The sequence below is a fragment of the Pseudomonas simiae genome, from assembly GCF_000934565.1.
GTDB classification, from domain to species: Bacteria; Pseudomonadota; Gammaproteobacteria; order Pseudomonadales; family Pseudomonadaceae; genus Aquipseudomonas; species Aquipseudomonas simiae.
This window is the reverse complement of record NZ_CP010896.1, coordinates 924,323-937,018: the sequence shown is the minus strand read 5'-3', so window position 1 is coordinate 937,018 and position 12,696 is coordinate 924,323. Positions and strand designations below refer to the sequence as shown.

General features: G+C 59.6%; 12 protein-coding genes. 3 read left to right on the top strand and 9 right to left on the bottom strand.

The annotated features are described in order from the left end of the window. Positions 1–228: 228 nt before the first annotated feature. Positions 229–621 carry a 30S ribosomal protein S9 gene (gene rpsI / locus PF1751_RS04145; RefSeq protein ID WP_002555064.1) on the bottom strand — a complete coding sequence of 131 codons (393 nt, stop codon included), beginning with the start codon at positions 619–621 and terminating at the stop codon, positions 229–231. A gap of 14 nt (positions 622–635) precedes the next feature. Further along, positions 636–1,064, bottom strand: a complete 429-nt coding sequence (rplM, locus tag PF1751_RS04140; protein WP_003188508.1) for a 50S ribosomal protein L13 — start codon at positions 1,062–1,064, stop codon at positions 636–638. A 248-nt stretch (positions 1,065–1,312) separates the two neighbouring features. Here rplM and PF1751_RS04135 point away from each other — a divergent pair, with 248 nt between their 5' ends. After that, on the top strand, positions 1,313–2,353 hold the full coding sequence (locus tag PF1751_RS04135) for an NADP(H)-dependent aldo-keto reductase (RefSeq protein ID WP_021491892.1): 1,041 nt from the start codon (positions 1,313–1,315) through the stop codon (positions 2,351–2,353). A 112-nt stretch (positions 2,354–2,465) separates the two neighbouring features. Here PF1751_RS04135 and PF1751_RS04130 read toward each other — a convergent pair whose 3' ends face one another. Then, entirely contained in the window at positions 2,466–3,602 is a 1,137-nt protein-coding gene (locus PF1751_RS04130; RefSeq protein ID WP_010213169.1) for an acyl-CoA dehydrogenase family protein, read from the bottom strand. Positions 3,603–3,822: 220 nt separating this feature from the next. On the opposite strand from PF1751_RS04130, the gene PF1751_RS04125 reads away from it, so the two are divergent. Beyond that, positions 3,823–4,743 carry a GlxA family transcriptional regulator gene (locus PF1751_RS04125; RefSeq protein WP_175439681.1) on the top strand — a complete coding sequence of 307 codons (921 nt, stop codon included), beginning with the start codon at positions 3,823–3,825 and terminating at the stop codon, positions 4,741–4,743. Between the two features lie 148 nt (positions 4,744–4,891). Here PF1751_RS04125 and zapE read toward each other — a convergent pair whose 3' ends face one another. The 3 genes from zapE to PF1751_RS04110 all read right to left on the bottom strand — a co-directional run bounded on the left by zapE (position 4,892) and on the right by PF1751_RS04110 (position 8,075). Next, positions 4,892–5,986, bottom strand: coding sequence for a cell division protein ZapE (gene zapE, locus PF1751_RS04120; protein WP_010213172.1), 1,095 nt, complete (start codon positions 5,984–5,986; stop codon positions 4,892–4,894). 79 nt (positions 5,987–6,065) lie between these two features. Beyond that, positions 6,066–7,421: a tryptophan--tRNA ligase gene (locus PF1751_RS04115; protein WP_010213173.1), complete on the bottom strand. Its 1,356-nt coding sequence runs from the start codon at positions 7,419–7,421 to the stop codon at positions 6,066–6,068. A gap of 24 nt (positions 7,422–7,445) precedes the next feature. Then, entirely contained in the window at positions 7,446–8,075 is a 630-nt protein-coding gene (locus PF1751_RS04110) for an alpha/beta hydrolase (protein WP_021491894.1), read from the bottom strand. A gap of 147 nt (positions 8,076–8,222) precedes the next feature. Here PF1751_RS04110 and PF1751_RS04105 point away from each other — a divergent pair, with 147 nt between their 5' ends. Then, positions 8,223–8,660, top strand: coding sequence for a Z-ring associated ZapG family protein (locus PF1751_RS04105; protein ID WP_003171734.1), 438 nt, complete (start codon positions 8,223–8,225; stop codon positions 8,658–8,660). Between the two features lie 188 nt (positions 8,661–8,848). Here the strand turns inward: PF1751_RS04105 and PF1751_RS04100 are convergent, their stop codons facing one another. The 3 genes from PF1751_RS04100 to PF1751_RS04090 form a co-directional block, all read right to left on the bottom strand. Further along, positions 8,849–10,573, bottom strand: coding sequence for an ABC transporter ATP-binding protein/permease (locus tag PF1751_RS04100; RefSeq protein WP_021491895.1), 1,725 nt, complete (start codon positions 10,571–10,573; stop codon positions 8,849–8,851). 111 nt (positions 10,574–10,684) lie between these two features. Further along, positions 10,685–11,245 (bottom strand): response regulator transcription factor, encoded by a 561-nt coding sequence (locus PF1751_RS04095; protein WP_010213178.1) that lies wholly within the window; start codon positions 11,243–11,245, stop codon positions 10,685–10,687. Beyond that, positions 11,238–12,500 (bottom strand): ATP-binding protein, encoded by a 1,263-nt coding sequence (locus PF1751_RS04090; RefSeq protein WP_021491896.1) that lies wholly within the window; start codon positions 12,498–12,500, stop codon positions 11,238–11,240. The genes PF1751_RS04095 and PF1751_RS04090 overlap by 8 nt, the downstream gene beginning before the upstream one ends. Positions 12,501–12,696: the final 196 nt, after the last annotated feature.

Here is a 12,696-nt window from a genome sequence, read left to right as displayed (position 1 = left end):
GGCGTCTACTAAGTGTTGAATCTTTACTTATAAAAATTTTGACGGATGGTAATGAAAAGCCCCACGTATGACAAGGGAATTGCCGGGAGCTCAGCCTCCAGGCCTTGTAGTATAGGGGGTCTACGGATGTGGCAAGTTGTCACGCACAAATTTATGCATAAATCGCAGGCAATAAAAAACGCCCAGCTCCGCGAAGGGGCTGGGCGTTTCTGTGGAACGTAAAGCGAATTAACGCTTCGAGTACTGCGGACGCTTACGCGCTTTACGCAGACCGACTTTCTTACGTTCAACTTCACGGGCATCGCGAGTCACGAAGCCAGCTTTGCGCAGAGCGCCACGCAGGGTTTCGTCGTACTGCATCAGAGCGCGAGTGATACCGTGGCGGATTGCGCCAGCTTGACCACTTACACCGCCACCGATAACGGTGACGTAGATGTCGAACTTTTCAACGGTCTCGGTCAATTCCAGCGGCTGACGAACTACCATGCGGGCAGTTTCGCGGCCGAAGAAGTTGTCCAGGGAGCGGTTGTTGATCGAGATGTTACCAGTACCCGGACGCAGGAAAACGCGAGCGGTTGCGGTTTTGCGACGGCCAGTGCCGTAATTTTGAGTCGCCGACATAATGAACTATTCCGTTAAAACTTCAGTTCTTGGGGCTGCTGAGCAGCATGAGGGTGTACAGCGCCCGCATAGACTTTCAGCTTGCGAAACATATCGCGACCCAGTGGGCCCTTAGGCAGCATGCCTTTGACCGCGATTTCGATCGGGGCTTCAGGCTTCTTGGCAATCAGGCCTTCGAAGTTGGAAGACTTGATACCGCCTGGGAAACCGGAGTGACGGTAGTACATTTTGTCGCTTGCTTTGTTGCCGGTTACACGAACCTGCTCAGCGTTGATGATCACGATGTAGTCACCGGTGTCAACGTGAGGGGTGTACTCAGGCTTGTGCTTGCCACGCAGACGGCTGGCGACTTCAGTGGCCAGACGACCCAGGGTCTGACCAGCGGCGTCGACGACAAACCAGTCGCGCTGAACTGTTTCCGGTTTTGCAGTAAAAGTTGTCATTCTTTAATAGCCTCAGGGGCCGCCCTGTAAATTAGACGGCGGATCTTACTGAATAGTGCGTACTTTGACAAGTCAAAGGCAGCCGGATACAGACGCTATCGGGGGCTCGGGTCGGCGCGTCCGTTCAACGGCAAGATTCTTCGGCAGGCGGCGCATCACTTCCACTGCAGAAAGAGGTGGGCAATTATGCAGATTGCGAAAAAAAATTCAACCTGCTTTTATGATTGTTTTCCCTGAAGGAGTACCCGATGGATTATCGACAGCTGGGCCGTACGGATCTGAACGTGAGCGCGATAGCCTTGGGCACCATGACCTGGGGCGAGCAGAACAGCGAGGCAGAGGCCTTCGCACAGATCGAGCGGGCCAAGGCCGCGGGGATCAACTTCCTCGACACGGCGGAAATGTACCCGGTGCCGCCCAAGGCCGACACCTATGCCACCACCGAGCGTTACATCGGCAATTACTTCAAAAGTCGTGGCGACCGTGCCGACTGGGTCCTGGCGAGCAAGATCGCCGGCCCCGGCAACACCATCGACTATATCCGCGATGGCCACCTGCGCCACAACCGCAAGCACATCGTCGACGCCCTGGATGCCAGCCTCAAACGCTTGCAGACCGACTGGATCGACCTCTACCAGTTGCACTGGCCGGAACGCAGCACCAATTTCTTCGGCCAACTGAGCTACAAGCACAAGGACGAAGACGATCTCACCCCGCTGGAGGAAACCCTCGAAGCGCTGGACGAGCAAGTCAAGGCGGGCAAGATTCGCCACATCGGCCTGTCCAACGAAACCCCATGGGGCACCATGAAATTCCTGGCACTGGCCGAAGCCCGTGGCTGGAGCCGTGCGGTGTCGATCCAGAATCCCTACAACCTGCTCAACCGTAGCTTTGAGGTAGGTTTGGCGGAAGTCGCGATTCGTGAACAGTGCGGCCTGCTGGCGTATTCGCCGCTGGCGTTTGGCATGCTCAGTGGCAAATACGAAGGTGGCGCACGCCCGGCCAAGGCCCGGTTGACCGAGTACAGCCGCTTCAGCCGTTACTTCAACCCGCAGTCGGAAGCGGCGTGCAGCCGTTATGTGGCGTTGGCACGGGAACACGGCCTGGACCCGGCGCAGATGGCGCTCGCGTTCGTGACCCAGCAGCCGTTCGTGACCAGCAACATCATTGGCGCCACCAGCCTGGAGCAACTGGACAGCAACATTGCCAGTGCCGACCTGAAACTCTCGAAAGAGGTTTTGGAAGGGATTGAGGCGATTCAGAAGGATCATCCGAACCCAGCGCCTTGATGGACCCTTAAGCCGCCTTCGCGGGCAAGCCCGCTCCCACATTTGAATGTATTCACAAATCAAAGTGTGGGAGCGGGCTTGCCCGCGAAGAGGCCTTCAACAAGACTAAAGGTCAAAGCGCCCGCGCAATGATCTCCTTCATGATCTCGTTGGTCCCCGCGTAGATCCGCTGCACCCGCGCATCCGCCCACGCCCGTGCAATCGGGTATTCCCACATAAAGCCGTAGCCGCCGTGCAACTGCACGCACTCATCGAGCACCTTGCATTGCAAGTCCGTGGCCCAATACTTGGCCATCGCCGCCGTGGGCACATCCAGCTTGCCTTCCAGGTGCAGCGCCATGCATTTGTCGACGAACACACGGCCAATCTGAATCTCGGTGGCCATTTCCGCCAACTTGAAGCGAGTGTTCTGGAAATCCGCAATCGCCTTGCCGAATGCCTTACGCTCGCGGGTGTATTCCAGGGTCCACTCCAGCGCTGCCTCGGCGGATGACAACGCGCCAATCGCTACCGTCAGTCGCTCCTGGGGCAACTCCTGCATCAAATACGCGAAGCCCATGCCGGCCTGGCCCAGCAGGTTTTCCTTGGGCACCCGCACATCCTGGAAGAACAGCTCCGACGTGTCCTGGGCTTTCATGCCGACTTTCTCCAGGCGCTTGCCTTTGTCGAAGCCCGGCGTGTCGGCCTCCACCAGAAACAGGCTGGTGCCCTTCGCGCCAGCCTTGGGATCGGTCTTGGCTACCACAATCACCAACTCCGCGAGATAGCCATTGGTAATGAAGGTCTTGGAGCCATTGATCACGTATTCGTCACCGTCCAGCACCGCCGTGGTCTTCACGCCTTGCAGGTCGGAACCGGCGCCCGGCTCGGTCATGGCAATGGCCGTGACCATTTCGCCGGAGATCAGCTTGGGCAAATATTTGTGCTTCAGCGCCTCACTGCCGTAATGCAGGATGTACGGCGCAACAATGTCCGAATGCAGGGAAAAACCGATACCGGTCAGGCCCAGCCGGCTGATCTCTTCAATGACCACCGCGCTGTAGAGAAAGTCCGCACCCAGCCCGCCATATTCCTCCGGCAGATGGGAACACAGCATGCCCGCCTCCCCGGCCTTGTTCCATAAGCGACGGTCGATATAGCCCTGCTTCTCCCAGTGTCCATGAAACGGCGCGGCATCTTTTTCGAGGAAGGTGCGCACGCTCTCGCGGAAGAGTTCGTGTTCCGGGCTGAACAAGGTTCTGGGAATCATGGGTCACCTGCGTGGATTGTCGGACAAGGACGAGCCCACAGAGACTATGCCGCGAAGGCATCACGGGACACTGGACACATGCGACAAAAAATAAGACGATCCAGCCGTCTGGTGACCACTTTCCCCTATAAGAATAAATGAAATTATGTCTAACCAAATCTCCACGCCGTTGCGGCGCGTCAGCATTTTGGCCATTGATCGGGTATTCGCTTCAACCCTCATGCAAGCCAAGGATTTCTTCCACCTCGCCAGCCTGCGGTACGGCAAACAGCAAGGCCTGGGCCTGACCCCCGCGTTTGAAACGCGCCTGGTCAGCCCCGACGGGCAATCGGTGCGCAGCTTCAGCGATGTGATCATGCCGGTGGACGGCGGCCTGGAAGACGCCGACATCATCGTGCTACCGGCTTTCTGGGATGACTTCGACGCCCTCTGCACCCGCTACCCCCAGGTGCTGCCATGGTTACGTGCGCAACACGCACGCGGCGCCGTGTTGTGCGGCGAAGCCACCGGGGTGTTCTGGCTGGCCGAAGCCGGCCTGCTCGATGGCAAGGAAGCGACCACCTATTGGCGCTTCTTCAACGCGTTCACCGAACGCTTTCCCCAGGTACAGCTCAACCAGGACAAGCACCTCACCGACGCCGACAACCTGTATTGCGCCGGCGGCACCACCTCGGCGTGCGACCTCTATATCTACCTGATCGAACGCTTCTGCGGCGCCAACATCGCCCAGGCGGTGGCCCGCGACATTCTCTACGAAGTGCAGCGCAGCTATTCGCCTGGACGCATTGGGTTTGGCGGGCAGAAGTTACACCAGGACGTGATCATCCTGCAGATCCAGCATTGGCTCGAAGAGCACTTCGCCGACAAATTCCGCTTCGAAGACGTGGCCCGGGAACACGGCATGAGCATTCGCAATTTCATGCGTCGCTTCCAGACCGCTACCGGCGACAAGCCGCTGCATTACCTGCAACGTCTGCGCATCGAGACGGCCAAGGGATTGCTCTCGGGCAGCCGCAAGAGCATCAAGACCATCAGTTATGAAGTGGGTTATGACGATGCGAGTTTCTTTGCCAGGCTGTTCCGACAGCACACCGAACTGTCGCCAAACCAGTACCGCCAGCAATTCCAGCAGGCCGCGTAACTCCAGCAAGCCGCGTAACCAAGGGTGCACAGAAACCAAAATGTGGGAGGGGGCTTGCCCCCGATGGCAGCGTGTCAGTCACTGTAGATATTGACTGAACCACCGCTATCGGGGGCAAGCCCCCTCCCACATTTGTGTTGGGTTGCTGCTAAGGTTTGTGCCCGCGCGACAGGAACTCGTGGGACTGCATTTCCAGCAAGCGACTCAGCGTGCGCTGGAACTCGAAGTTCAAGCGCCCGCCGGTGTACAGATCCTTCAGCTCGACTTCCGCCGAAATGATCAGCTTGACGTTACGGTCGTAGAACTCGTCGACCATGTTGATAAAACGTCGTGCGATGTCGTCGGTGGTCACGCTCATCTGCTCCACGCCGCTCAAGATCACCGCATGGAAGATCTTGCCCAGTTCGATGTAGTCGTTCTGGCTACGCGGGCCGTCGCACAGCTGGCGGAATTCGAACCAAGCCACGTCATCGCAAGTACGCAGCGCGATGATTTCGCGGTTCTCGATCATCAGCTTGTCGTTTTCCACCGCCTGGGTGCATTCCGGCGTGAGGGCGCGGAAGCTCTTCTTCAGGCTTTCGTGCGCCGCTTCGTTCAGCGGGAAGTGGAACAGCTCCGCTTGCTCCAGGTGACGCAGGCGGTAGTCGACGCCGCTGTCGACGTTGACGATTTCGGTGTTCTGCTTGATCAGCGCAATGGCCGGCAGGAAGCGCGCGCGCTGCAGGCCGTCCTTGTACAAGCCGTCGGGCACGATGTTCGAGGTGGCGACCAGGGTCACGCCGTTCTTGAACAGCTCTTCCATCAGGGTGCCGAGGATCATGGCATCGGTGATGTCGGAGACGAAGAACTCATCGAAGCAGATCACCCGGGCTTCTTCGGAGAAGCGCTTGGCGATGATGGTCAGCGGGTTTTTCTCGCCCGGCAGGGTCTTCATCTCTTCGTGCACGCGCTTCATGAAGCGGTGGAAGTGCGTCCGTACTTTTTCCTTGAACGGCAACGCTTCGAAGAACGTGTCGACCAGGTAAGTCTTGCCCCGCCCCACGCCGCCCCAGAAATACAGGCCCTTGACCGGCGTATGGTCTTTCTTGCCAAACAGCTTGCTGAGCATCCCCGGCTTGCTTTGCGAGGCCGCAACCAGGTCGTCGTACAGGCGCTGCAAATGACGCACCGCCGTTTCCTGGGCCGCGTCATGGAAGAATTCAGGGCGTTTCAGATCAGCTTGATATCGTTCTAGGGGCGTCATAATTTCGTTAGCAAGGCAACAAAAACGGGCCGTCACTGTAACGACGGCCCCGGATAATGGCAATCAACCCTTGGTCGGGTTAATCCTCGAGGGGGGTCAACGCAACGCGCAGAGCGGCGATGGCAGCATCACGGGACGCTTCGTCGGCGAACTCGGCGCTGTCGGCCACTGCGGCGCCGTCCAGCCATACACTGAAGCTCAGGGCCTCGGTGCGTACGTCCAGCCCATCGCCGCTTTGCAGTTGCTTGGTCACCGCGCCCGCCGCTTTACCGTCAGCAAAGTTTCGCGACAGCAGCAGTTGCTCACCCTCGGCCGCCAGCAGGCGGAAGCGGAAGCTGCCGTCGTCTTCACGGAAGCTCACGAAGCGCGCGGCTTTTGCAGCTTTCTTCTTGGTCGCGACCGGCGCTGCGATCGGGTTGACGAACGAACGCAGGCCTACCGCCTCGCGCAGCTCGGCCAGGAAAGGTGCCGCCACGGCACGGGCCTTGTTGGCGCCGACCAGCAGCAGGTCTTCCATGTCCGACGGGCGCGACATCAATTGATGGTAACGCTCGCGGGCTTCGCCAAGCTGGCCGTCCAGCAGTTGGAACAGACGATTCTTCGCCTCGCCCCAGCCCAGCCCTTGCAGCAGTTCGGCACGGAACTCTTCTTCCTGGGCCTTGCTGGCAAACGCCTGGTACAGGGTGAACAGGTGCGAATTGTCCGGGTCCTTGGCTTCGCCCGGCGCGCGGGAGTCGGTGACGATGCGCGAGATCGCGTCCTTCATGTCCTTGGCGCTGGTGAACAACGGAATGGTGTTGTCATAGCTCTTGGACATCTTGCGACCATCCAGGCCCGGCAAGGTGGCGACGCTTTCTTCGATCAACGCCTCGGGCATGGTGAAGAATTCTTTACCGTTACCGAACAGGTGGTTGAAGCGCTGGCCGATGTCGCGGGCCATTTCCACGTGCTGGATCTGGTCGCGACCCACCGGCACCTTGTGCGCGTTGAACATCAGGATGTCCGCCGCCATCAGCACCGGGTAGCTGTAGAGGCCCATGCTGATGCCCGCATCCGGGTCTTCGCCGGCTTCCACGTTCTTGTCTACCGAGGCCTTGTACGCATGGGCGCGGTTGAGCAGGCCCTTGGCGGCAACGCAAGTGAGCAGCCAGGTCAGCTCGGGGATTTCCGGGATGTCGGACTGGCGGTAGAAGGTCACCCGGTTCACGTCCAGGCCACCGGCCAGCCAGGTCGCGGCGATTTCCATGCGCGAACGCTGGATGCGCTGCGGGTCATCGCATTTGATCAGGGCGTGGTAGTCGGCCAGGAAGTAAAAGGAGTCGGCATTGGCGTCCTGGCTGGCAAGGATCGCCGGGCGGATCGCACCGGCGTAGTTGCCCAGGTGCGGCGTGCCGGTGGTGGTGATGCCGGTGAGGATACGGGTACGAGTCGTCATGGGTAATCGCTTATCAGACTGCTATCAATTCGAAAGTCGCGGCAGCACCAGATCCTTCAGATCGGTGAGCTTGCCGTGAAAAAAGTGTCCGCATTCTGCCACTTTCAGCAGCTCATGGGGGCGATTCAAGGCGGCGGACCAAGCGTAGACGGTCTGCGGGTCGACCACTTCGTCGGTTTCCGGCTGGATCAGCGTCAATGGGCAGCCCTGGGGAAGCGCATCGGTATCGCGAAGACGCATCACCGCCGCCGCAACCATGAACAAATGTGACAGTTTTTCACCCTTGGCTTCCAAGCGCCCGCCGAGGCTGGCAGCGACGTAGCCACCGAAGGAAAAACCGAGCAAGGTGATCGGCAGGTCCGGGTGTTTTTCCCGCAGCCAAGTGGCGGCCGCTTCGGCGTCATCCACTTCGCCGGTGCTCATATCGTGGGTGCCGGCGCTCGCGCCAACGCCACGGTAATTGAAACGCAAGGTAATCAAACCGGCATCGCGAGCGGTGCGTTGCAGGGTCGATACAACTTTATTGAGCATGGTCCCGCCTTGCACCGGGTTGGGGTGGCAGATCAGCGCCAGGCCACGTGGCTCGGGGTGATCCAGGTACAAGGCTTCCAATTGGCCTACCGGGCCATCGATCAAAACGGGGGTTTCACGCATGAGCAAGAGATGAACTCCGTGACCTCACAAAGGGTCGACTCGTCTAGCTAAAAGTCTGTGCATGGCATCATTGCGAGCTTAATCGCGGTATACAGCGCAGGTTTGAGCCGTTAACGTAAAGCAAAGCCGTTTATAGAGGAAGGACTCGTGGAACACTCGCTCTTAGTTTGGTTGTTGCCGACTCTTGCCCTGGTTGCCGGTGTCGCCATTGGTTTCCTGGTTGCTCGCTTGCTGCCGAATGCCGCGCCTAACCGCACGCAGCGTCAGTTGGATGACATTCAGGAACGTTTTGACAGTTATCAGAACGAGGTTGTTACCCACTTCAACAGCACCGCGACCCTGGTCAAGAAGCTCACCCAGAGCTACCAGGAAGTACAGGATCACCTCGCCGATGGCGCCAACCGCCTGGCCCTCGACGACATCACCCGTCAGCGCCTGCTGGCCGCGCTGCATTCCGATGCACCGCAAACCCCACGGGAACGCCTGACCCCGCCACGGGAAAACCAGGAGCCACCACGGGACTACGCGCCAAAAACGCCGAACGCTCCAGGCATGCTGGATGAGCATTACGGTTTGAAGAAGTAACCTGATTCTCAAACACTAAAAAGCCCGGCTGATCGATGATCAGCCGGGCTTTTTTGTGAGTCTCACAAACAACATCAATCAAATGGGGGAGCGGGCTTGCTTGCGAAAGCGGTGGGTCAGTCAGCACATCGGTAACTGATAGACCCTATTCGCGAGCAAGCCCGCCCCCGCATTGACCGAGTTTGACCTTACGCCAATTGCTGTTCTTGCAAGCGCCCACCCTCGATGCGCACATGCCGCCCATGGAAGCGCTTGAGGCTGCTGCGATGGCCGACGCTGACGATGCTCAGCCCCGGCAACTCATCGATCAACGCCTGATACAGCGTCGCTTCATCCTCTTCATCCATCGCCGACGTGGCTTCGTCCATGTACAGCCATTGCGGCGCGAACAACAAGGCACGGGCAAAAGCCAGGCGTTGCTGCTCGCCCGGCGAGAGCATGCGCTGCCAGTGGTTGGCTTCCTCCAGCCGGCCGACCAGATGAGGCAGGCGGCAGGTTTCCAGGACCTGTGCATAACGTTCTGCCGGGTAGACGCTGTCGTCCTGTGGATAACTCAATACGGCCTTCAGCGTGCCGATCGGCAAGTAGGGCTTTTGTGGCAGGAACAGGTAACGCTTGGCCGGTAGACGAATGCTGCCGTGGCCGGCGGGCCAGAGATGCCCCATCGCGCGCAACAAGGTACTTTTGCCGCTGCCGGAACGGCCACTGAGCATCACACGCTGCCCCGGCTCAACGATCATATGGGCGTCGGTCAGCAGGTGGCGGCCATCGACCAGATCCATGCCCAGCCCCTGCACCACCAGGCGTTCGCCCTCGACGCATACATCGATGGCCGCTGGACGTTGCTCGTTGTCACGCATGGCCTGCTGAAAGCTCAGCAGACGGTCACTGGTCGCGCGCCAGCCGGCCAGGTCCGAGTACGCGCTGATAAACCAGCTGAAGTTGCCTTGCACGTTGCCGAACGCCGAGTTGATTTGCATCAGCTCACCCAACTCGATCTTGCCGGAGAAATAGCGCGGTGCTGCCACGATAAACGCAAACACGGTGGCAATCTGTTCGTAACCGGCAGTGAAAAACGTCAGGCGCTTGGACACCTTCATGATGTCCCAGTAGTTATGCCAGACCTTCCCGAAGCGAGCACTCAAGCGTTGATTCTCGTTGGGCTCGCCGTTGTACAGGGCGATACTTTCGGCGTTCTCCCGCACCCGCACCATCGAAAAACGCAGGTCTGCTTCGAAACGTTGTTGTTGGTTGCTCAAGCCGATCAAACGGCGACCGATCAGATGGGTCAACCAGCTGCCGACTGCCGCGTAAACCAAGGCACACCAGAACATGTAGCCTGGAATAGTGATACCGAAGACGTCGATGCTGCCCGACACGCCCCACAGGATGATCGAGAACGACACCAGGCTCACCACATTGCGCAGCAGGCCTAGGCCAAGGCTCAAGGTGTTCGAGGTAAAGCTATTGAGGTCTTCGGAAATCCGCTGGTCAGGGTTATCGGTGTAGCCGCCCTGCTCCAGCTGGTAGTAATTCTTGTGGCCCAGCCACCGTGCAAAATACTTTTCGGTCAACCACGCCCGCCAGCGAATGGTCAGCATCTGTGTCAAATAGAGACGGTACACCGCGCCAAGAATCGCCACGGTGGCGATGCCGCAGAAATAGCCGATCTGTTGCCAGAAGGCGGCGGTGTCCTTGTTCTCCAGGGCGTTGTAAAAATCCTTGTACCAGTGGTTGAGCCACACGGAGATCGCCACGCTGAACAGCGACAAACCGATCACCACCGCCAGCAACAACCAGGCCTTGCCCTTCTCTTCACTGCGCCAATAGGGCGTAATCATCGCCCAGGTGCGGCGGAAGAATTGCCCACGCACCGCGTCGTTGACCGCGGAGTACTCAGCGTTCGGATTCATCGTTCAGGCTCGGTAGGAAAAAGATGACACGCGTTCGAACCGATCATAGTGGATCGGTTCGGGACTCCGTGCGGCCTGAAGCAGCTTGTTCAGCTGTTGTTCAGATCAGGCTCAGCGGCGGACCGGGCGCTTCTGCAGCTTGCGCTGCAAGGTACGGCGGTGCATGCCCAGGGCGCGGGCAGTGGCGGAGATGTTGCCTTCGTGCTCGGTCAGCACGCGCTGGATGTGTTCCCACTGCAGGCGGTCCACCGACATCGGGTTTTCCGGCACCAGGGTGTCCAGGTCGGCGTGCTCGGAGAGCAAGGCAGCCAGTACGTCGTCGGCGTCCGCCGGTTTGCACAGGTAGTTGCAGGCGCCGCGCTTGATCGCCTCGACGGCCGTGGCAATGCTGGAGTAACCGGTGAGGATCACCACGCGCATTTCCGGGTCGAGCTCCAGCAGCTTGGGCAGCAGCACCAGGCCGGAGTCGCCGTCCATTTTCAGGTCGAGCGCCGCGTAGTCCGGCAGGTCGGCCTGGGCGATGGTGAAGCCCTCCTCGGCAGACCCTGCAGTGCTGACACGGAAACCGCGACGGCTCATGGCGCGCGCCATCACGCGGGTAAAGGTGGCGTCGTCATCTACCAGCAACAGGTGCGGCAGTTCTTCGCCTTCGACTTGGATCTCGTCACTCATCGATATCTCCTCGTGCGACACGGGGCAGGCGCAGCTCGGTGAGCGTGCCACCTTCCTCATGACTATAGAGCTTCACTGAGCCGCCCGCGCGGGTCACGCTGGCCTTGCTCAAAAACAGGCCGAGGCCGAAGCCTTTGCCCTTGGTGGTAAAGAAGGGTTTGCCGATCTGCTCGGCAATGGCCAGCGGCACACCCGCGCCGTGGTCGCGAATGCTGATGGTCACGTCTTCGGCGTCCCAGTCCAATTGCACGCCCAGGCCGTCGGGGCAGGCGTCGGCCGCATTGTTCAGCAGGTTGAGCAGCGCCTGGGTCAGATCCGGTGGCGGCGCCATGCGCGGCACGCTGCCCTGGCCCAGCAGGTGGAAACGGTAACTGGCTTCGGGACGCATCAGGTGCCAGCGGTTCAGGGCTTCGTCGAGCCACAGGGTCACGTCCTGCATCTCCACTGCCAGGCGGCGATTGGCTTCGGCGGCGCGTACCAGTTGCTGCAACGTCTGCTTGCATTGCTTGACCTGTTCGCGCAGCACGCCGAGATCTTCCTGCAGCGCCGGGTCGTGATGGTCCTGGGTCATTTCGTTGAGCAGCACGCTCATGGTGGCCAAAGGTGTGCCCAGTTCATGGGCGGCGCCGGCAGCCTGGGTGGCAACGGCCAGCAACTGCTGGTCGCGCAGGCCTTCTTCACGGCGAATGGCGCGCAATTCTTCCTGGCGGCGCAGTTCTTCGGCCATGCGCGCGGCGAAGAACGTGATCACTGCGGCGGACAGGGCAAAACTCAGCCACATGCCGTAGATCTGCAGGTTTTCCCGGGCAATCGGAAAGGTTTGCAGCGGGTAGAACCGTGCCAGCAGCAAGGTGTAAAGCGTCAAGGCGATGCCCGACAGCACCACCGAGTAGCGCCACGGCAACGTCACCGCGGCGATGGTCAGGGGCACCAGGTAATACGAAACAAACGGATTGGTGGAACCGCCGGAGAAATACAGCAACACACTGTGGATAAACAGATCGCAGGCCAGTTGCAGGGCGTATTCCAGCTCGGTCACCGGCCAGGTGGTGCGCAACCGGATCGCGGTAAACGCACAGAGCACGGTGGAGAAACCCAGGGTCACACCCAGTTGCAGCCACGGCAGCGGCAGCAAGTCGAACCAATAGGCGAGCCCGACGGAGCCGGCCTGTGCGGCCAGTACCAAGGTACGGATGAACGTCAGGCGCCAGAGGTTCTGGCGAGTGGCGGAAGTCAGTTTTACGGCGGCGAGCATGTGCTCTCCCGGTGAGCGCTGCAGGCGGATCGGCAGGAGTATAAACGAAGCAGGCAAGCTGGCACGGCGCGTGTGGCTCTTTGCCGCAGGCCAGGCAAATGACCGTTCGTCGGCATCACCACAACTTGTAGCGAATGTGTAAACCCGAAGAACCCGATGTCACCGTCTACAGTCATACCGAACACGACTATCTCAA

Bases quoted from the DNA above. Each gene is read 5' to 3' on its own strand.
- rplM (WP_003188508.1), bottom strand. From the start codon at position 1,064: ATGACAACTTTTACTGCAAAACCGGAAACAGTTCAGCGCGACTGGTTT.
- PF1751_RS04115 (WP_010213173.1), bottom strand. From the start codon at position 7,421: ATGACGACTCGTACCCGTATCCTCACCGGCATCACCACCACCGGCACG.
- PF1751_RS04135 (WP_021491892.1), top strand. From the start codon at position 1,313: ATGGATTATCGACAGCTGGGCCGTACGGATCTGAACGTGAGCGCGATA.
- rpsI (WP_002555064.1), bottom strand. From the start codon at position 621: ATGTCGGCGACTCAAAATTACGGCACTGGCCGTCGCAAAACCGCAACC.
- PF1751_RS04125 (WP_175439681.1), top strand. From the start codon at position 3,823: ATGCAAGCCAAGGATTTCTTCCACCTCGCCAGCCTGCGGTACGGCAAA.
- PF1751_RS04100 (WP_021491895.1), bottom strand. From the start codon at position 10,573: ATGAATCCGAACGCTGAGTACTCCGCGGTCAACGACGCGGTGCGTGGG.
- zapE (WP_010213172.1), bottom strand. From the start codon at position 5,986: ATGACGCCCCTAGAACGATATCAAGCTGATCTGAAACGCCCTGAATTC.
- PF1751_RS04130 (WP_010213169.1), bottom strand. From the start codon at position 3,602: ATGATTCCCAGAACCTTGTTCAGCCCGGAACACGAACTCTTCCGCGAG.
- PF1751_RS04090 (WP_021491896.1), bottom strand. From the start codon at position 12,500: ATGCTCGCCGCCGTAAAACTGACTTCCGCCACTCGCCAGAACCTCTGG.
- PF1751_RS04095 (WP_010213178.1), bottom strand. From the start codon at position 11,245: ATGAGTGACGAGATCCAAGTCGAAGGCGAAGAACTGCCGCACCTGTTG.
- PF1751_RS04110 (WP_021491894.1), bottom strand. From the start codon at position 8,075: ATGCGTGAAACCCCCGTTTTGATCGATGGCCCGGTAGGCCAATTGGAA.